The sequence below is a fragment of the Claveliimonas bilis genome (genome assembly GCF_030296775.1).
Classification (GTDB): Bacteria; Bacillota; Clostridia; order Lachnospirales; family Lachnospiraceae; genus Claveliimonas; species Claveliimonas bilis.
Map to the genome: position 1 here is coordinate 1168055 of NZ_AP027742.1, position 18681 is coordinate 1186735.

Sequence of the window (18681 nt, forward strand, 5' to 3'; positions counted from 1 at the left end):
GAAGACAACATGAGAAAAGACTATCGTTTTGAAACATTGCAGCTTCATGCAGGACAGGAACAGCCGGATCCCGCCAGTGACGCGAGAGCAGTACCTATTTACCAGACAACTTCCTATGTGTTTCGCAGCTGTCAGCATGCGGAGGATCGGTTTGCTCTGAAAGAACCTGGAAACATTTATGGAAGACTGACGAACTCGACACAGGACGTGTTTGAACAGAGAATGGCGGCTCTGGAAGGGGGAACAGCAGCCCTGGCGACGGCGTCAGGCGCGGCCGCAGTTACCTATACCTTTCAGAATCTGACCAGAGCAGGGGATCACATTGTAGCCAGCAAATACATATATGGAGGAACCTACAATCTTCTGGAACATACACTTCCTTCCCAGGGAGTGACGGCAACTTTTGTAGATCCCGATGAAGAAAGATCCTGGGAGGCAGCCATCCGGGAAAATACGAAGGCGCTTTTTGTGGAAACAATTGGAAATCCCAATGCGAATCTGGTGGATATGGAAAAGATTGCCGAGATCGCTCACAGACACGGGATCGTGCTTGTGGTGGACAGTACCTTTGCCACCCCCTATCTCTATCGCCCTTTTGAACACGGAGCAGATATCGTGATACATTCTGCGACAAAGTTTATTGGAGGACATGGGACAGCAATTGGCGGAGTGATCATAGAAGGAGGCAGATTTGACTGGAAAGCGTCCGGAAAGTATCCTGCACTGACCCAGCCGGATCCAAGCTATCACGGAGTTATATTTGCAGACGCTGCAAAAAATGCGCCTTTTGTTACAAGGATCCGGGCGGTTCTTTTAAGAGATACCGGAGCAACGGTAGCCCCTCTTCATGCATTTTTATTTTTGCAGGGACTGGAAACATTGTCTCTTAGAGTGGAAAGACATGTGGAAAACACCCGTAAGGTGGTAGAGTATTTAAGCAGCCATCCGCAGATTGAAAGAGTCAATCATCCTTCTCTTCCGGACAATCCCTATCATGAACTTTATAAAAGAGATTTTCCAAGAGGGGGAGCGTCTATTTTTACCTTTGAAGTAAAAGGAAGCGAGGAGGAAACCCGGCAGTTTATCGACAGTCTGGAGATCTTTTCCCTTCTTGCCAATGTGGCGGATGTGAAATCTTTAGTGATCCACCCGGCAAGCACCACTCATTCACAGATGACGGAAGAAGAGCTGAAAAATTCAGGAATTAAAAGAAATACTGTCCGTGTCTCCATTGGAACAGAGCATATTGATGACATTTTGGATGACTTGGGACAGGCGCTTCGTATATTAAGCAAATAAGAATAGATAATATGAACAATGAAGAAAGGAGAGCGCCGGATTTAGGCGGCGCAGACAAAGTTATGGGAAAAATATATACAAGTATGGAAGAAATGATCGGAAAAACACCTCTTATGGAAATACAGAGGATAGAGAAAGAGGAAAATTTAAAAGCCAGGATTCTGGTAAAACTGGAGCTGTTTAACCCGGCAGGGAGTATTAAGGACAGGGCAGCTCTTTCCATGCTGCTGGATGCGGAAAAAAGGGGATTGATCAAACCGGGAGATACCATTATAGAGCCTACCAGCGGGAATACCGGCATCGGGCTGGCTGCTGCGGCTGCCTCAAGAGGGTATAAAGCAATCTTTACTATGCCGGAGACAATGAGTGTGGAGAGACGGAAGCTTCTTGCGGGATACGGAGCCAGGATCGTGTTGACAGAAGGCGCAAAGGGAATGAGAGGAGCCATTGAAAAAGCAGATGAGCTTGCCAGCACTATGGAAGGCGCAATTGTACTTGGACAGTTTGTAAATCCGGCCAATCCCAAGGCACACATGGAAACGACGGGACCGGAAATCTGGGAGGATACAGATGGAAAAATTGATATCCTGGTGGCAGGCGTCGGAACCGGAGGAACTATCACCGGGACGGGAGCTTATCTGAAAGGGAAAAATCCGGATGTCCGTATTGTGGCGGTAGAACCGTCAGATTCTCCGGTACTTTCCGGCGGTATGCCGGGACCTCACGGTCTGCAGGGAATCGGAGCGGGATTTGTTCCGGATATACTGGATACAGAAATCTATGATGAAATTGTGAAAGTAGAAACGCCGGATGCCTATGCAGCGTCCAGAAAACTGGCGTTTTCACAGGGGATTTTGACAGGCATCAGCTCCGGTGCAGCCCTTCACGCTGCCATGGTTCTTGCAAAACGGCAGGAAAATCAGGGAAAGACTATTGTGGCGGTGCTTCCTGACACGGGAGAGAGATATCTGTCCACTCCGCTTTTTGAGGAATCATCAGGAGTTTAATATCTTGATCAATGGCTTGACTCATCAATTTTTGAGGACTTGACTGGAAGGGCACCAGCGTGTAAAGTAAAAGTAATGTAATATACAAGTTTAGAAAAGCAGGAGAAAAGAATGATTACTTTAACAGGAAAAAGAGTGTCTGAAGGAATTGTCATAGGGCGTCTTGTATTTTTTAACAGGGGTGAAAGAGAGATCCGTAAAATTTATGTAGAGGATGCGGAAAAAGAGCTGGTCCGGTTCCAGAAAGCGCGAAAAAGAGCAGCGTCAGAGCTGCAGGAGCTTTACGATGAGTCGGCGGGCGAGTTGGGTGAGGCCAATGCGATGATATTTGAAATGCAGCAGATGGTCCTGGAGGACGAGGAGTTTATCAATCCTGTGATCCGCACGATTACAGAACAGAAACTGAATGCGGAGTATGCGGTTAAAGTTTCCATAGAAAATTTTCTTAAGGTCTTTTCTTCCAGAGCAGAAAGTTATGTTCGCGGTCATGAAGCGGATATTCATGATGTTGCCGCCAGAGTGTTAAGGATTCTGTCAAGAAGCCGAAAAGACAGAATGTTTATGGATGAACCATTTATCATGGCGGCCAGAGACCTCTACCCCAGTGAGGCTGTGAGGCTGGATAAATCGAAGGTTCTGGGATTTGTTACCATGTATGGTTCTATTAATTCTCATACGGCAGTGCTTGCCAGGACAAAGGGGATTCCATCTGTGATCGGAATCGGAGAAGCCCTGAAAAAGGACTATGAAGGAAAGATGGTCATTATTGACGGGTTTGACGGAAAGCTGTATATCGAGCCGGATCAGACAACAATGGAGAAGATGAAAGAAAAGAAAAAGCAGAATCTTCAGAAAGTAGAAACGCTGGAACGGCTGAAGGGGAAGGAAAATATTACACAGAGCGGTCAGAAAATAGACGTATGTGCCAATATCGGAAACCGTGAGGATATCGAAAAAGTATTGAGAAATGATGCCAATGGAATCGGGCTGTTCCGAAGTGAATTTCTTTACATGGAGTCAGGAGGACGTATGCCTACAGAGGAACAGCAGTTTCAGACATATAAGCTGGCAGCAGAAGCTATGGGAATGAAAAAAGTCATTATACGGACAGCTGATCTGGGAGGGGACAAACAGGCAGAAAGTCTGGATCTTTCCGGAGAGGGCAATCCGATGATGGGATACAGAGGCATAAGAATTTCTCTCGATAAGGAAGAAATGTTTAAAACTCAGCTTCGTGCTATTCTTCGTGCGTCAGCTTTTGGCAATCTTGGCATTATGTTTCCGATGATCACATCTCTTGAGGAAGTGATAGCTGCCAAGAAAGTGTTGCAAAAGGCAAAGGATGAATTAAAGGAAGAAAAAACCGCTTACGACCAAAATATTAAAGTAGGTGTTATGATTGAAACACCGGCAGCCGTCATGATCAGCGGTGAACTGGCAAGAGAGGTGGATTTTTTCAGCATAGGTACAAATGATCTGACTCAGCATACTCTGGCCATGGACAGGACAAACCGGCGTCTGGCTGGATATTATAATCCGTACCATCCGGCTCTGATCAAGATGATACGTATCGTCACTAATAATGTACATCTTGAAGGAAAGCACATCAGTATATGCGGAGATCTTGCAGCAGACACTTCTATGACGGAAACCTTTATTCAGATGGGAGTGGATGAGCTTTCGGTGTCTCCGGGTAAGGTTCTTCCGCTCAGGAAAAAGATCCGGGAGATCCGGTAATAAATATTGATTATTATTTTTAACAGATGGGTCCGTTTACTTTACGGACCCTTTTTGTTACACTAAAGAGGTCAAATCTCTGAAGCAGACAACAGTTTACTTTGTGATTTGTGTGATACTAAAGGAAGAAAGAGAAGGAGGAGAAATATGTTAGAGAAGTTATTTAAGCTTCAGGAAAATGGAACAGATGTAAAAACAGAAATTCTTGCCGGTATTACGACATTTATGACAATGGCATATATTCTTGCCGTAAATCCCAGTATTCTGGCGGCAGCCGGAATGGATCAGGGGGCAGTATTTACAGCCACAGCGTTGGCGGCGTTGATCGGAACCCTTTTGATGGCAGTCTTTGCCAATTACCCCTTTGCGCTTGCACCGGGAATGGGGCTGAATGCTTATTTTGCCTATACGGTTGTTCTGGGAATGGGGTATACGTGGCAGGTTGCTCTGACAGCCGTTTTTGTAGAGGGAATTATTTTTATCATTCTGTCCCTGACCAGTGTGCGGGAGGCGATTTTTAATGCGATTCCGCAGAATTTAAAAGCAGCTGTCAGCGTGGGAATCGGACTTTTTATTGCCTTTATCGGCCTGCAGAATGCTAATATTGTAGTAGGCGGCTCTACGCTGCTGGAACTGTATTCCCTGGACGGATACAATGCAGCCAACGGGGCGGAGGCGACGTTTCATGATGTGGGGATTACAGTGATCCTTGCCATTGTGGGCATCATTATTACAGGTATACTCGTGATCAGAAATATCAAAGGAAATATTCTCTGGGGAATACTTATTACCTGGATTTTGGGAATCATCTGTCAGATGACAGGAATTTATGTTCCAAATCCGGAAGCAGGATTTTACGGACTTCTCCCGGATTTCAGCAGCGGACTTTCCGTGCCGAGTCTGTCTCCGATTTTTGCAAAGATGGAATTTGAGGGTGTTTTTTCTCTGAATTTCCTTGTTGTTATTTTTGCATTCCTGTTTGTAGATATGTTTGATACTATTGGAACTTTGATCGGTGTATCTTCCAAGGCAAATATGCTGGATGAAAACGGAAGGCTGCCCCGCATTAAAGGAGCGCTGCTGGCAGATGCGGTGGCAACGACAGCAGGAGCTGTTCTTGGTACTTCTACAACAACAACCTTTGTAGAGAGCGCTTCCGGTGTAACAGAAGGAGGAAGAACAGGGCTTACCGCCTTTACAACAGCTATTTTGTTTGGGCTTGCCTTATTCCTTTCGCCGATCTTTCTTGCCATTCCATCGTTTGCTACAGCTCCGGCTCTTGTAGTGGTAGGATTTTATATGCTGACTAATGTAGTCAATATTGATTTCAATGATCTAAGCGAAGCAATTCCCTGCTATATCTGTATTGGAGCAATGCCGTTTTTCTACAGTATATCAGAAGGGATTTCCATGGGAGTTATCTCTTATGTGGCGCTGAATCTCCTTTCCGGAAAAGTGAAGGAAAAGAAACTTAGCATATTAATGTACGTTCTTTCGGTTCTGTTTATTTTAAAATATATTTTCCTGTAGGAGAGAAATGTTATCATGAGGTATATGAAACCATCTTACTATGACAGTTTTCACTGTCTTGCAGATCAGTGCCCTGCTTCCTGCTGTGAGGGCTGGCAGATTATGATTGACGAAAAGTCCCTTAAGAGATACTGGAATTGGGACGGAAAACTTAGAGGGCGGCTTATCAACTCTATTGACTGGGAAGAAGGAGCTTTTTTGCAGTATGACAGGAAATGTGCCTTTTTAAATGAACAATTTTTGTGTGATCTCCAGGCAGAAGCAGGAGAAGAAGCACTGTGCAGCACATGCAGAGAGTATCCGAGACATGTGGAGGAATTTGAGGGAGTAAGAGAATACTCCCTCTCTTTGTCTTGTCCGGAGGCGGCGCGGATCATGCTGACTGAAAAAGGGAAAAGTTCCTTTGTCCAGTGGGAGGACGAGAAGGAGGATGAGTTTGAGGAGGACTTTGATTTTCTCCTTTATACGAGACTTTTAGAGGCAAGAGAAATTCTGTTTTCTGTGATGGAAAAAGAAGAGGTCCCCTTCTCTGTGCGTATGGAAGAATGTCTGTTTTTTGCCGAAAGACTGCAGAAACTCCTGGAGGAGGGGGATTTTGCCGCTCTGGAAGAATGGACGGAAGGGTTTGCCTTTGACTGTAACAGAGGGAAAAATAGCATGGAAAAAAGGAAAGCGAAGCGGTTTGAGAATATGCAAAAAGGCTGGCAGATCCTTATGGAACTGGAACATCTGGAAATTTCCTGGGAGAAAAGGCTGCAGGATGTACAAAAGAGCTTATACCGGGAAGGAAAAGAGAGCTACGATGCATGTTATGGAAGCTTTGGCAAGGCAAGAGAGCAGGAAGACTTCGGAAGCCGTGAATGGGATAGGATGATGGAAAAAATTGTGATTTTTTTCATTTATACCTATTTCTGCGGAGCTGTCTACGACGATGCAGTATATTCCAAGGTACTTCTGGCAGCCTTTTCGGCAGCGTGGATCGAGGAGTGTCTGATGGCAGAGTATAAAGAAAAAGGTAGGCTGCCAAAAGAGGAGGTCATTCGTATGGCTTATCAGTATGCCCGGGAGATCGAACACTCCGATCAAAATTTAAATGCGCTGGAAGACTGGTTCTGGCAAATTTCCCACTAATTATTTTAGATGGATAGTTTTTCTGGAAAAAGACAACTTTTTTGGGGAAATGTATGATAAAATAAAGTTGTCAGAAAAATGGAGAATGGAGGAAGTGCTGGAATGGAAAAAGAGTATATGAAATTGCCGGTTGTGCAGGAACTTGCAGCAGCCAAACAGACTGCATGGATCAATCCGAAGCTGCAGCCCTTTTCTGAAGTACGTCAAGAGATAGGCATGGCTGAAATTGACGATGCGAAAAGCAGGCTGGACAGGTTTGCTCCCTTTATCAGGAAATGCTTTCCGGAAACAGAAAAAGACGGGGGAATTATTGAATCTGCCTTAAGACCGATTCCGGAAATGCAGGAATACCTGGAGCATACCTTTCATACTTCTATTCCGGGACGGCTTTTGTTAAAGCAGGACAGCCATCTGGCCGTTGCAGGTTCTGTAAAAGCCAGGGGAGGTATATATGAAGTGCTGAAGCACACAGAAGATCTGGCGCTTCAGGCAGGAATTCTAAGACCTGGTGATGATTACGGAAAGCTGACAGAGCCGGAAGCAAGGGAATTTTTCTCGCAATATAAAGTTCAGGTGGGATCTACTGGAAATCTGGGACTTAGCATTGGAATGGCCAGTGCAGCCATCGGCTATCAAGTGATTGTTCATATGTCCGCAGATGCAAAACAGTGGAAGAAAGATATGTTAAGATCTCATGGCGTGACGGTTATGGAGTATGAGTCAGATTACAGTGAAGCGGTAAAAAACGGCAGACGTCAGTCGGATAAGGATCCCAAAAGTTATTTTATAGATGACGAAAATTCAGTAGATCTTTTTATGGGATATGCTGTGGCAGCTAAAAGGTTAAAGGGACAGCTGGAACAGCTGAATGTAGTTGTGGATGAGGATCATCCGTTGTTTGTATATATTCCCTGCGGTGTGGGAGGAGCGCCTGGCGGTGTTTCCTTTGGAATGAAGCAACTGTGGAAGGATAATGTGCATTGCTTTTTCGTGGAGCCTGTTCAGGCACCTTGCATGCTTCTTGGAATGGCGACAGGGCTTCATAATAAGATCAGTGTCCAGGATATCGGTCTTACGGGGCTGACCCATGCAGACGGACTGGCAGTGGGACGTCCTTCCGGATTTGTGGGACGGGTTATGGCTCCTCTGCTTGGCGGTGAATTTACAGTGGATGACAAATGGCTGTATGAATACATGAGAGGACTTTTAAATACAGAAGGAATCTTTTTGGAACCGAGTGCATGTGCATCTTTTGAGGGACCGATCCAGTTATTAAAATATGAAGAAACAAAAAAATATCTAAAAGAACATAATCTTGAAGGTAAGTTGGAAGATGCGGCGCATATTGTATGGGCTACCGGAGGCCGGCTTGTGCCGGAAGAAGAGAGAGAAAAGTATAAAAATACTTATCTGTAGTGAGTTGTAAAAGAAAAGATTGAGGAAAAACAGAAGAGAGCATCCTGGTTGCAGGACGCTCTCTTCTGTTCAGTGAGAGTTCTATGGATGGAACTCTTTTAACGGGAAAAAATTCTTCTTAAAATGCAGCTGATGATTCCGGCGATGCACAAAGGAATCAAAGTGGCAGACAGGCTTCCGAAGATTTCCACAGCTCCGCTAAGTCCCGTGAGAGGTGCAGGAGAAGCCGGAATCAGTCCGGCAGTCATTCGCGCCAGATAAGAACCGGCGCCAGTGAGGATGAAGACAGACATGCCTCGGCCTGTATCTGCCTGATAACTTCTTCCATTTTTGGAGGAGACCCGGGGACCGCTTAGGGACCAGAAAAAAGATAGAATTTCAAACAGCAGTACAAATACAGCAAAGGCGGCATAAGCTGCCATGACGTAGTTCTTTTCAGAAATTGCTGTGGAAGGGTTTCCATAGCTGGTAAGTCCTTCAAAGAAATGTGTTGCCAGTATATAGATGATCACAGCCAGTATAACAAGAGAGGCAATTTTGCAGATCATCCGGATGATGCTGGATACGGCTTTTGCTCCTGTTTGTACTGTCTTTTTAACAGGAGAAACGACATTAGGCCGGCGCCGGGATTTTTTCTTTTCCCTGGAGTCTTCCTGTTTCCGGTTGTTTTTGGAGCTTTTTTTCTTTTTGCTGTTACTGCTTTCTGTATCATCATCCCAGCCATCCTCTGTATCATCATCCCAAGTGCTGTCGTAATCATCCGCCCATTTGTCTGTTATGTCATCCCGTTCATTATCCAGAGAGCCGGTATCCTTTTCGGGAAAAGTATCATTAGGACGGATTGGGGGAAGTTCTTCTTCATAAACGACTTCAAAATCGTCTCCAAAAAGGTCATCGTATGTTTTATGGGAAGGATTTTCATATCTGTTTCTACTCATCGATAAAGCCTCCTGTATTGTCCTTTTTATTCCATATATTTTATCGGCTTTTCAAAAGGGAATCAAGTCGGGAAGAAAAGCTTTAGAAAGATATAAGAAATTCTTTAGAGTTAGAACATGACTGTAATCTGAAGCAAAAGAATGTCCGCAAAAAAGAGTACTTCAATCTATTTGAAGCACTCTTTGTGTGTTTTCTGAAGCAGTCTTGTCCAAAATAAAATGCGTCCCGCCTTTTATTTATTAATTCTTTCAAATACCATATCGTATCCGTCATTTCCATAATTCAACGAACGGTTTACTCTGCTGATCGTTGCAGTAGACGCACCTGTCTTTTCAGCAATTTCCAGGTAAGTTTTCTGATCTCTCAGCATTTTGGCAACCTCAAATCTCTGGGACAATGAAAGAAGTTCATTGATAGTGCAGATGTCTTCGAAGAAAGTATAGCATTCTTCCTTATCTTTCAAACTTAATATAGCGCTAAACAGATAGTCAACAGCTTCTGTTCTGATTTTTTTATTCATATAATCTCTCCTCCGAACAAGAAATCATTTCCTATACATTTTAGCACACTAAATTCATAAAGTCCATAGCTGATAAGGAATATTTCCTGGTTTCTCATGATGCGGAATATTTCTGGTTTCCTACCGATTTCTTTTCAGGATCCTGAGTAATTTTTCAAGAGAAGTGTTGGCGATCAGTTCCACAGGGAAATCAGCAGCCTTTAGTACCTTGTCGGAATATTCGGTATTTGCAATATCTACGTCAATATGAGCATCACTTCCGAGGGTAACCATGGTCCCATATTTTTTGCAGTATTTTAAAATTTCCAGGGCATTTTCCTGTGTGTTTGTGCGGTAACCACCCGGTCTTAGGGAAGAATTATTAATTTCCAGCAAAGTACCGGTCTCTTTGGCTGTTTTTGCCAGGATTTCATAATCAGCAGGAAATCTTCCATCATCAGGATGACCTATGATATCGATATAATCCTTATGCATGGCATTGACATAGGCTGCAGTATTTTGCTGAAGGCCGGCATCTTTGCCATAACATGGCGGGTGGATACTTGCGATTGTAATGTCGAGAGATTTTATTGTGCTTATTGGAAGGTCTACGTTTCCATGCTCATCCATAATATTTAATTCTGCTCCCAGCAAAAGTGGAATTTCATAGCGTTTCCGGGGAACAACTTTCAGATTTTGAAAATAATAAAGACAGCAGCTTCCCGGCATTTCCGGAGCGTGTTCCGTGATCGCAAGAGCTTCCAGCCCTTTTTCCAATGCTGTCTCCGCCATTTCCCTCATGGTGTTGTAGGCATGCCCGCTGGCAAGAGTGTGGGTGTGAGTATCTACTTTTATCTGCATTTCTTTTCTCCTTTATGAAAATTAGAATATGTTAAAATATGTAATGAATAATATATGGAAATTTTTTCAGTTTTTATTATGCATGAATTTTTTGGGGTATGTCAAGATTACAAGATGAGAAAACAGTCCCTAAAAGCCTGCATTTATGGTCTGTTTTCTCACTTTATGTATATTTTCCGGCAGCAGGGAAAAGATGATAACAGAGAAATTATAAGAATACAGGAGAAATGGCATATGATAGAACATGAACAGAAAATGAATGCAAAAGAACAGGCAAAGAAACAAGATGTTTCCGGCAGGTGCTTAGAGGATCGGAAGAAAAAAGAAGAGCAGCGCCGGAATCGCCGGATCATTGATTCGTATGACTATTTGAGCAGCGCAGCATCGGCGCAGGACTGTACAGGACTGATCCCGGCAGAACCAGAGACAGAGGCGGAGAGGGAGTCTTATCAGGATCTCTATGAATATCAGTATCTGCCGCCTAAATTTCCACCGGAAAAGAAGGTATTTTAAATCCGGCTGCGACAGACACATTCCACTTTTTTATGCATATAGTAAGGAAAAAAGGAATGTGATTATTATGGCGCAACAGACCCTTGTCCCGATCAGCGGGATCATTCAGCGTATAACCCCTATTTCCCAGGACTGCTGTTCCTGGCAGGTATCCATTGTGAACAATAACGGAATTACAAATTTTGTAGTCAGTCCTGTTACGTATGTCATTCAGGAGGTGCGGCTGCGCCCCGGTATGCAGGTGACAGCATTTTATGACAGCAATCTGGCAATTCCTCTCATCTATCCGCCGGAATATCAGGCAGTGATCATTGGAAGAAGAAATGCAAATGAGACGATCTACGCAGGATATTTTGATGACAATCTGGTAGCGGAAGATCAGTCACTGAAACTCAATATAGCACCGAGTACAGAAATTATGACGTCCAATGGACAGAGATTCACCTGCAGCCTGGGCGGACAGCTGCTGGTAGTTTACTATTCTGCTACGACGAGGAGTATCCCGCCGCAGACTACACCAAGGCGGATTATAGTGATGTGTTGACAGTTTAGGACGTAACACTTTTTAAAAGTGTTACGTCCTAAATTGCATTAAACCCTGTGCAAAACTGCAAAAAACGGTGGGGAAAAATGACATTTCTTCTATTTGTATCTATACAAACTGTCGTAAAGATTTTATATTAGATATAAGGAGGAATGTCATGAGGGAAAAAGCAGGAAAGATTTTGTTATATACTTTGGCTGTTGTATTTGCAGCACAGATCAGTATGACTGTGTTTATTGTGGATTTCCAGATTTCGATAGGAGTTATTCTGCTTGCAGCCTTCTTTTTTCTTGTAGATGGATTTCCTGTTCTGACGGTGACGTTACTTTCTTCCGGAGGTGTCTTTGCGGCACGTATTATCATATATTGGCTGCAAAATGGAGATGTTGCCGGCCGGATGAATGCTTTTATGCCAGAAATCGTTTTTTATATAAGTTACGGGCTTTTGCTGTATTTGTATGGATTAGTTTTAAAAAATCCAATTTTGAAAAGTAATTTATATATTTTCCCTCTGGTCATCATAGATTATGGAGCCAATTTTTTGGAACTGTCTGTAAGACTTGGAGAAAATGTTTTTGATTTTGAAACACAGTCGGGGATTTTCGTTGTAGCGTGCCTTCGGGTCGTTATAAGTTGGGGAATTGTAGCACTTTTTCGGCAATATCATCTTATTTTACTGAAAAAGGATCATGAAGACCGCTATCGTCGCCTTCTTATCATGATCTCTAAGCTGAATGAAGAAGTAATCTGGATGAGAAAAAACAGCGCGTTGATTGAGGAAACTATGGCTACGTCCTATCATCTTTTTGAAAAATTAAAAGAAGATGATAGGAGGAAGGATCTTTCCGAGTCAGCCCTATCTATTGCAAAAGATGTTCATGAGATTAAGAAGGAATATTTTCTGATTATGCGGGGACTGACAGAGGCCCTGGATAAAGAGATGAAAAATGATAAACTTCCTTTTGCGGATTTGCTGGCGATTCTGAAAAATGCAGCTTTGAAAACTGCAGGAGAATATGAAAAGAAACTCGAATTGGAGATAGAGACTCAGGATGATTTCTATACAGACAAGCATTATTTTTTAATGTCTATTTTCCGCAATCTTTTTCTAAATGCTATAGAGGCGGAGAAGGGAAATTATGTTAAAATAATATTTTCAGAAAAGAAGGAAAATGATTTTTATATTTTTCGTATAACAGATCAGGGACCGGGAATCAACAAGGAGGATATAGAATACGTTTTTGATGCAGGGTTCTCCACAAAAATAAATTATGAAACGGGGATTGTAAGCAGAGGATTGGGGTTAAATCTTGTGCAGGATCTTGTAGAAAAGCAGTTTTCCGGAACCATTTCTGTAGTCTCCGTGCCGGGAAACACGACATTTACGATATCTATTCCCTGTGAGGAAATGACAGTATAGGGCAGCAGATGAAAGTTAGAGGAGAAAAAATGAAATTTTATCTTATTGATGATGACAGAAATATTTTGAATGTACTGAAACGGATTATTACGGACCGGGGGCTTGGAACAATATGCGGATGCGCGCAAAATGGACGAGACGGTCTGGAAGATTTTGAAAGAGAAAAACCGGACATCGTGATTGTGGATGTGCTGATGCCGGAGATGGATGGGATTTCTCTTGTGCAAAAAGCAAAGCCATTGCTCCCGAATACGGCATTTATTATGCTTTCTCAGGTGTCCTCTAAAGATATGATTGCTTCCGCCTATGAAGCAGGGGCAGAGTTTTTTATACAGAAACCTGTCAACAGTGTGGAGGTGGAAAATGTGATCCGGAAAGTTCAGGATTCTTTAAATATGCAGCGGACCATGCAGAAAGTACAGAATATTTTTATGACAGATATGAATGCGCCTATGGGAGAAAACTTGGCAGCAACAGGAAACGATTTGATCAGCCAGGAAGCGGTAGCTTCTATTAAAACGATTCTTCAGAGGCTGGGAATTATTGGAGATACCGGGAGTAAAGATATTTTGGCGATAACGGAATATCTTATCTCCCACCATGAACAGATGGAGGAGACTACTCTGAGTGAATTATGTGGAAAATTCAGCAGCTCTCCAAAATCAATGGAGCAGCGTATACGGCGTGCGGCAAATGCAGGTCTGGTAAATCTGGCCCATCTTGGAATTGAAGATTATGGAAATGATATTTTTGTAGAATATTCTAATACTTTATATAATTTTGAACAGGTTCGCAGAGAGATGGATTTTATACGAGGTAAAGGGGAAAAACATGGAAATGTAAAAATTAAAAACTTCTTAAATGCTCTGGTTTCTTATAGTATGGAAAGACGAGAATATCTTTTATAAAAGAAGGAAGATATTTTGGTAAAAATAAACAGTATTACTATTTGTATTTTGTGAAAACTCACATTTTTTACAAAGGTAATGCTGTTTTTTTTATGGAATTTGTTACGGTTTGTAACTTTTTGAAACTTCACATATAAAATATTCCTATCAATAACAGCTGTAAATAGAAAAAGAAAATAAACAGGAGGAAGAAATATGCTTACGATTGTATCAGGAGTTGGGTTACTGTTAATTACTTTGGCGGGATTTTCATTGTTCAGTTTAAAAGCGCCAAAAGGACAGGCTGCAATGTCAGGAATGGCAAATGCGGCAATTGCAACATTTCTTGTGGAAGCCATACATAAGTATATTACCGGAGATCTCATCGGTTTGGAATTTTTCCGTGAAGTTGGTGAGACTGCAGGAGGACTTGGAGGCGTTGCGGCAGGAATTATGGTTCCGATTGCCATGGGAGCAAATCCGGTTCTTGCAGTGGTAACAGGAGTTGCAGTAGGAGCTAACTATATAAAAATCAAGTAGTTTTTTTAACATTGAATTTTAGTTAGTAAAAGTATGTACTTTGAAAATATGTGAATAATTATGGATTTTGTGGCACAACAAACAGACCTTCCCAAGAAGGCTCATTGTAATAAGCTGGGTTGTAATTATAGCTATATCAGTAACGTAGAATCAAAACTCTGTCCGGTACTTAGAAGATGATAGATGACTCTTAAAAGTTTTCTGATACAGTGACCCTGAGCACATCTGTGACCTTTGCCTTCGGCTATCTTTTTGTTGTAATAAGAAGTGAAGACCCTGTTGTGATTGATGACCGGCAAGATAATCTGATACAGTGTTTTTCTCAGATACCGGGAACCTTTCTTGGTGATTGCAGTATGCCGGGCGATAAACTGACTGGATTCATAGTGATATGGGGCGACACCGGCAAATTTAATGATTTGAGACGCTTTTGTATAGTTGCAAACATCTCCTAATTCCGCTAAAATAGAAGTACCAGAGAAGTGTGAAATTCCTGGTATGGAGAGGATAGGAGAGTTGTTTTGCAGGGAAAACTCTTCTATCTTTTTGTCTATTTCAGAAAGTTGTTCTTCTATCATTTCAATTTGACTTACAAGGTGTCTGATCTGGATTTCTTCAGCAACAGAAGAGATGCCGACAGAAGCTTTGGCTGCTGTTTTAAGCTGTTCGGCAGAAAGTTGAATCCGTTTTCCGCGCCCCTCATATTCAAAACATTTCCGGATGGTCCGGATATCAGAGTTTGCAATCTTTTCAGCAGAAGCAAACGATTTTAAAACATTCATGTAAACAATGCCATACTTTGAACGGAATAAGGAATTAAATTCAGGGAATACGATATCAATACATTTCTGAAGCCGGTTTTTGTAGAGGTTTAATTCCTCTTTCAGGTTGTGGTGATGGCGTGTCAGCTGCTTTTGTTCATAAAGGTCGAAACGGTTTACTTTTGTAATGCGATAAGGCTTTTTACGCTGATTTGAGCCGATGACATCACAAATGGTAAGAGAATCCAGGGGATCGTTTTTGGTAATGCCGCCCTGAAGTTTTCTGGTAAGGTCAGTAGTGGTTGGGTTGATCAGAGCAACAGTATAGTGCCTGTTAAGAAGATATTTGAGTAAGGCAAAATGATAATGCCCGGTATCTTCCATGCCAATAAGAAGCTGTGATTTGGCATAGCAGCTTAGTTTTCCGATGAGTAACAAAAAGCCATCTTGATTGTTATGAAAAACAGAAGGATTAGAAAGTATTTCACCGGATTGTTTGTCAATGATGGAGAAGATGTGTTGATGTTTACCAATGTCAATTCCGACTAAAATCATGATAATACATTCCTTTCGTAAAAAATATGCAATGTGTTATCCACAGCACTTACTTCGTAAAACCTGGTACAAGATAGGAATTCAAGACTCATCTAACTAATCATTATTTAGAAATAAGGTGTGGTGAGAACCTCCTACAAGTAGTCAAAGCCACAGGATAAAAAAATACAAATCCACATCACATATTTACATCATACAAATGTACAATACCGTAATCAACCACGGACTAAAAGGTTGATAGAAAGGAGACGGTATATTTGTAAGTGACCGTTAGATGAGTCAATTACAATATACCAGGATATGGAATCCTTCCAGGATTTATTGCAGGATATGTAGCAGGCTTTCTTTCACCGGTCATTGAAAAGAAGCTTCCGGAGGGCGTGAATATTATCGGGGGAGCAATTTTGATGGCGCCGCTTGCACGGCTTGTCGCATTTGCTGCTGATCCAGTAGTAAATAGTACTCTGGCACACATCGGAGAAACCATTTCCGCAGCAGCAGAGCAGTCACCGATTGTAATGGGATTTTTACTGGGTGGAATTATCAAAATGATCTGTACGTCACCACTAAGTTCTATGGCCCTTACCGCTATGCTTGGACTGAATGGACTTGCTATGGGAATCGCTGCTATTGCATGTTTTGGCGGTTCTTTTACAAATGGCATTATCTTTGCAAGATTGAAATTTGGAGATCGAAGCAATGTGATTGCTGTTATGCTGGAACCACTAACTCAGGCAGATATTATTACAACTCATCCGATACCTATTTATTGTTCTAATTTCTTTGGAGGCGGTCTGGCAGGAATTTCTGCAGCAGTTTTCCATATTGTGAATAATGCTCCGGGAACGGCATCCCCGATTCCGGGACTTTTGGCTCCGTTCGCATTTAATCCGCCGCTCCAAGTTGTGATGGCACTGTTTTTTGCAATGCTGGGCGGATGTACCGCCGGGCTGGTAGGCAGTACGATATTTAAGAAAAGAGCAAAAGTCAAAGAAACTTCGGCTCCAGTGGAAATGGAATTGGAGTATTAATTAAAATGGGACGTAACACTTTTTAAAAGTGTTACGTCCCATTTTGCATGAATCGGTGGGTCAAACTGCGAAAAGTGGTGGGTAAAATTGAAGATAATATCACTCTTATTCTTTTCGGCATATACTATAGCATTAGAGTGAAAAGGAGGAACTTATGAAAAAGCGTTTGATTTCTGTATTTCTTTGTGTAGTTATGATGATGGCCCTTGTAGCCGGATGTTCGTCCGATAAGGAAGAGGCTGTACCAACAGATTCCAAGAAACAGACAGAAGAGAAGGCAAATCCGATGAAGGTTGTGTTGAATGAGGTTGCGCACTCTATTTTTTATGCGCCCATGTATGTAGCAATTGAGGAAGGGTATTTTGCGGAAGAAGGAATAGAATTAGACTTGGTAACAGGATTTGGGGTTCACCAGTTAGTACAAGACACTCTATAAAAAATCCACGGATTTTACAGAGAAATCTTCATCCAGGTGAATCTCTTTTATGGTCGATCTCCAGAACGAGCGGCGATTCTCCGGAGTCAGTTGTGCATAGATCGTTCTAAAGTCGGCCTGCAGGATTTCCTCCAGATAAGAAAAGTCTCTTTGCGGTTCTGGACGGATCTGCTGCAGCTCATGCAGTTCGTTTTCAATCCTGTCATACTCTTCACTGTAATAGTCCCATTCAATTCTCCCTTTTTGAAATAGGAGATTGAGACGTTCCAGCTCCTTCTGCAGTTTTTCCAGCGTGCGCGTCTCCCGGATCTTTGCTTTCTGCTCCTCGATTTTTTCACAGCGAATATGGAATTTTTCATATTCTGTTTCCAGGTTATCCAGCAGATAGGCTTCAATCAAATTTTGGCTTACCCGGTGCGTATTTGTGCATATCCGGTCAAGTAATGCATGGTTGCACCGATAATAGCAGTAGGTGCGCTTTTCTTTCGTTTTGCGGTTAATGATGGAAGAGCAGCCGGTCCCGGAAAGCTTCTGGCTGCAGATCGGGCAGCGTATAAGTCCTGAAAACAGATAAACTCTGCCGGATGGAGTATGTTTGACATTTCTTCCATTGATCTTTTGCAGGCGCATCCAGCGCTCTTCAGACAGGTATGCGGGGCAATAGGGAATCCCTCGGTATGTTCCTTTGTAGAACTCGCTGGACAGCATAGTGCGAAGGACACTGTATGAAAACTCCGGATCGTAATTACGCTGCATATAGCGGAGCGTTCCCTGCTTACTCTGGTGTCTCTCAAAATAATCAAAGAAAGCATTTACCATTTCTTCCTCATCTGGATTCTTTACCATACACTTTTTGCCATCTACGCTTCCGACTTTATACCCGCGCGGCATATTGCCATCTCCGAAGATCACCTTCCCTTGCCGGATAGAAGCTTCATTTACAAACTTGATACGTTCCGATGTAGTGTCCACTTCATTTTGACCGATTGACAGCACTACATTGAGCTGTAGCCGGCCGTCCCGTGTCTCCATATTGAGTCCAGGCTCTGATGCTGATATCCAATAGACTCCGTATTCATCCAAGATGTCCTGGACCTTATAGAAGTCGGACATGTTACGAAACCAGCGATCCAGACGCCAGAAGAGGATAACATCAATTTTCCCGGCTTTGACATCTTCAAGCAGGGCATGGATTGCCTTGCGTTTTTTGAGTTCCTTTCGGGCTGTCTTTCCTTCATCAGCATAGACACCAACCGGGATCATCCCATGATCCTTTGCATAGCTTGCGAGGTATTCTTTCTGGGCTTCCAGAGACTTTCCGTGCATTAGCTGCTCCGCTGTGGAAACTCTTATGTAGAGTGCACACCTCTTGATTTTTTCAGACATGCGATCATCTCCCTTTTGTATTATATTGAAAGATAGGTACAAAAATAACAGCCAGCGAACTTTTGTTCTCTTGCGGTGGCTGCCCGAAGATGATACAATATTTCTTGCTACAGATGTGCATATCTTCGGATATGTATTGCCGTCCTGGTGTTGGCACACTGGGGCGGTTGACTTTTAAAGCATATTTGC

At 42.7% G+C, this 18681-nt stretch carries 16 protein-coding genes and 2 pseudogenes; 13 read left to right on the plus strand and 5 right to left on the minus strand.

Annotated elements, in window-relative coordinates; genetic code table 11:
* Positions 1 to 9 precede the first annotated feature (9 nt).
* From R2J37_RS05625 to dsdA, 6 genes are all read left to right on the plus strand, one after another.
* Complete coding sequence (locus tag R2J37_RS05625) at positions 10 to 1299, plus strand: O-acetylhomoserine aminocarboxypropyltransferase/cysteine synthase family protein (protein ID WP_316266522.1); 1290 nt, start codon at positions 10 to 12, stop codon at positions 1297 to 1299.
* Between the two features lie 62 nt (positions 1300 to 1361).
* Positions 1362 to 2306: a cysteine synthase A gene (cysK, locus tag R2J37_RS05630; protein WP_316267003.1), complete on the plus strand. Its 945-nt coding sequence runs from the start codon at positions 1362 to 1364 to the stop codon at positions 2304 to 2306.
* Between the two features lie 111 nt (positions 2307 to 2417).
* Positions 2418 to 4043, plus strand: a complete 1626-nt coding sequence (gene ptsP, locus R2J37_RS05635; RefSeq protein ID WP_230106697.1) for a phosphoenolpyruvate--protein phosphotransferase — start codon at positions 2418 to 2420, stop codon at positions 4041 to 4043.
* Between the two features lie 147 nt (positions 4044 to 4190).
* Positions 4191 to 5573 (plus strand): NCS2 family permease, encoded by a 1383-nt coding sequence (locus tag R2J37_RS05640; protein ID WP_230106696.1) that lies wholly within the window; start codon positions 4191 to 4193, stop codon positions 5571 to 5573.
* 15 nt (positions 5574 to 5588) lie between these two features.
* Entirely contained in the window at positions 5589 to 6704 is a 1116-nt protein-coding gene (gene fliB, locus R2J37_RS05645; RefSeq protein WP_316266524.1) for a flagellin lysine-N-methylase, read from the plus strand.
* Positions 6705 to 6806: 102 nt separating this feature from the next.
* Positions 6807 to 8120, plus strand: coding sequence for a D-serine ammonia-lyase (gene dsdA, locus R2J37_RS05650; RefSeq protein WP_316266526.1), 1314 nt, complete (start codon positions 6807 to 6809; stop codon positions 8118 to 8120).
* Between the two features lie 98 nt (positions 8121 to 8218).
* On the opposite strand, the gene R2J37_RS05655 is transcribed toward dsdA, so the two are convergent.
* From R2J37_RS05655 to R2J37_RS05665, 3 genes are all read right to left on the minus strand, one after another.
* Positions 8219 to 9058, minus strand: coding sequence for a hypothetical protein (locus tag R2J37_RS05655; RefSeq protein WP_316266527.1), 840 nt, complete (start codon positions 9056 to 9058; stop codon positions 8219 to 8221).
* Positions 9059 to 9291: 233 nt separating this feature from the next.
* Positions 9292 to 9579: a YerC/YecD family TrpR-related protein gene (locus tag R2J37_RS05660; protein ID WP_230106692.1), complete on the minus strand. Its 288-nt coding sequence runs from the start codon at positions 9577 to 9579 to the stop codon at positions 9292 to 9294.
* A gap of 120 nt (positions 9580 to 9699) precedes the next feature.
* Positions 9700 to 10419: a phosphatase gene (locus R2J37_RS05665; RefSeq protein ID WP_230106691.1), complete on the minus strand. Its 720-nt coding sequence runs from the start codon at positions 10417 to 10419 to the stop codon at positions 9700 to 9702.
* 234 nt (positions 10420 to 10653) lie between these two features.
* Between R2J37_RS05665 and R2J37_RS05670 the strand changes: the two genes are divergently transcribed.
* The 5 genes and pseudogenes from R2J37_RS05670 to R2J37_RS05690 all read left to right on the plus strand — a co-directional run.
* Positions 10654 to 10932 (plus strand): hypothetical protein, encoded by a 279-nt coding sequence (locus tag R2J37_RS05670; RefSeq protein ID WP_230106690.1) that lies wholly within the window; start codon positions 10654 to 10656, stop codon positions 10930 to 10932.
* 67 nt (positions 10933 to 10999) lie between these two features.
* Positions 11000 to 11476, plus strand: coding sequence for a hypothetical protein (locus R2J37_RS05675; protein ID WP_316266529.1), 477 nt, complete (start codon positions 11000 to 11002; stop codon positions 11474 to 11476).
* Positions 11477 to 11633: 157 nt separating this feature from the next.
* Entirely contained in the window at positions 11634 to 12896 is a 1263-nt protein-coding gene (locus tag R2J37_RS05680; protein ID WP_256195757.1) for an ATP-binding protein, read from the plus strand.
* Positions 12897 to 12925: 29 nt separating this feature from the next.
* Positions 12926 to 13804 carry a response regulator gene (locus R2J37_RS05685; protein WP_230106687.1) on the plus strand — a complete coding sequence of 293 codons (879 nt, stop codon included), beginning with the start codon at positions 12926 to 12928 and terminating at the stop codon, positions 13802 to 13804.
* A gap of 195 nt (positions 13805 to 13999) precedes the next feature.
* A pseudogene (locus tag R2J37_RS05690) lies at positions 14000 to 14299 on the plus strand (PTS sugar transporter subunit IIC); the annotation flags it as partial.
* Positions 14300 to 14454: 155 nt separating this feature from the next.
* Here R2J37_RS05690 and R2J37_RS05695 read toward each other — a convergent pair.
* A complete protein-coding gene (locus tag R2J37_RS05695; RefSeq protein ID WP_316264811.1) occupies positions 14455 to 15639 on the minus strand; it encodes an IS110 family RNA-guided transposase in 1185 nt (394 codons plus the stop codon).
* A gap of 296 nt (positions 15640 to 15935) precedes the next feature.
* On the opposite strand from R2J37_RS05695, the pseudogene R2J37_RS05700 reads away from it, so the two are divergent.
* Together R2J37_RS05700 and R2J37_RS05705 are read left to right on the plus strand one after the other, a co-directional pair.
* A pseudogene (locus R2J37_RS05700) lies at positions 15936 to 16670 on the plus strand (PTS sugar transporter subunit IIC); the annotation flags it as partial.
* A 154-nt stretch (positions 16671 to 16824) separates the two neighbouring features.
* Positions 16825 to 17106, plus strand: coding sequence for an ABC transporter substrate-binding protein (locus R2J37_RS05705; RefSeq protein ID WP_230106685.1), 282 nt, complete (start codon positions 16825 to 16827; stop codon positions 17104 to 17106).
* On the opposite strand, the gene R2J37_RS05710 is transcribed toward R2J37_RS05705, so the two are convergent.
* The gene (locus R2J37_RS05710) at positions 17101 to 18492 is read right to left on the minus strand and encodes a recombinase family protein (protein ID WP_316266531.1); all 1392 of its coding nucleotides are present in this window, start codon (positions 18490 to 18492) and stop codon (positions 17101 to 17103) included. The genes R2J37_RS05705 and R2J37_RS05710 overlap by 6 nt on opposite strands.
* Positions 18493 to 18681 lie beyond the last annotated feature (189 nt).

What these genes read in the sequence shown, in the direction of transcription:
- R2J37_RS05625 (WP_316266522.1), top strand. Translation starts at nt 10, where the DNA reads ATGAGAAAAGACTATCGTTTTGAAACATTGCAGCTTCATGCAGGACAG.
- cysK (WP_316267003.1), top strand. Translation starts at nt 1,362, where the DNA reads ATGGGAAAAATATATACAAGTATGGAAGAAATGATCGGAAAAACACCT.
- ptsP (WP_230106697.1), top strand. Translation starts at nt 2,418, where the DNA reads ATGATTACTTTAACAGGAAAAAGAGTGTCTGAAGGAATTGTCATAGGG.
- R2J37_RS05640 (WP_230106696.1), top strand. Translation starts at nt 4,191, where the DNA reads ATGTTAGAGAAGTTATTTAAGCTTCAGGAAAATGGAACAGATGTAAAA.
- fliB (WP_316266524.1), top strand. Translation starts at nt 5,589, where the DNA reads ATGAGGTATATGAAACCATCTTACTATGACAGTTTTCACTGTCTTGCA.
- dsdA (WP_316266526.1), top strand. Translation starts at nt 6,807, where the DNA reads ATGGAAAAAGAGTATATGAAATTGCCGGTTGTGCAGGAACTTGCAGCA.
- R2J37_RS05655 (WP_316266527.1), bottom strand. Translation starts at nt 9,058, where the DNA reads ATGAGTAGAAACAGATATGAAAATCCTTCCCATAAAACATACGATGAC.
- R2J37_RS05660 (WP_230106692.1), bottom strand. Translation starts at nt 9,579, where the DNA reads ATGAATAAAAAAATCAGAACAGAAGCTGTTGACTATCTGTTTAGCGCT.
- R2J37_RS05665 (WP_230106691.1), bottom strand. Translation starts at nt 10,419, where the DNA reads ATGCAGATAAAAGTAGATACTCACACCCACACTCTTGCCAGCGGGCAT.
- R2J37_RS05670 (WP_230106690.1), top strand. Translation starts at nt 10,654, where the DNA reads ATGATAGAACATGAACAGAAAATGAATGCAAAAGAACAGGCAAAGAAA.
- R2J37_RS05675 (WP_316266529.1), top strand. Translation starts at nt 11,000, where the DNA reads ATGGCGCAACAGACCCTTGTCCCGATCAGCGGGATCATTCAGCGTATA.
- R2J37_RS05680 (WP_256195757.1), top strand. Translation starts at nt 11,634, where the DNA reads ATGAGGGAAAAAGCAGGAAAGATTTTGTTATATACTTTGGCTGTTGTA.
- R2J37_RS05685 (WP_230106687.1), top strand. Translation starts at nt 12,926, where the DNA reads ATGAAATTTTATCTTATTGATGATGACAGAAATATTTTGAATGTACTG.
- R2J37_RS05695 (WP_316264811.1), bottom strand. Translation starts at nt 15,639, where the DNA reads ATGATTTTAGTCGGAATTGACATTGGTAAACATCAACACATCTTCTCC.
- R2J37_RS05705 (WP_230106685.1), top strand. Translation starts at nt 16,825, where the DNA reads ATGAAAAAGCGTTTGATTTCTGTATTTCTTTGTGTAGTTATGATGATG.
- R2J37_RS05710 (WP_316266531.1), bottom strand. Translation starts at nt 18,492, where the DNA reads ATGTCTGAAAAAATCAAGAGGTGTGCACTCTACATAAGAGTTTCCACA.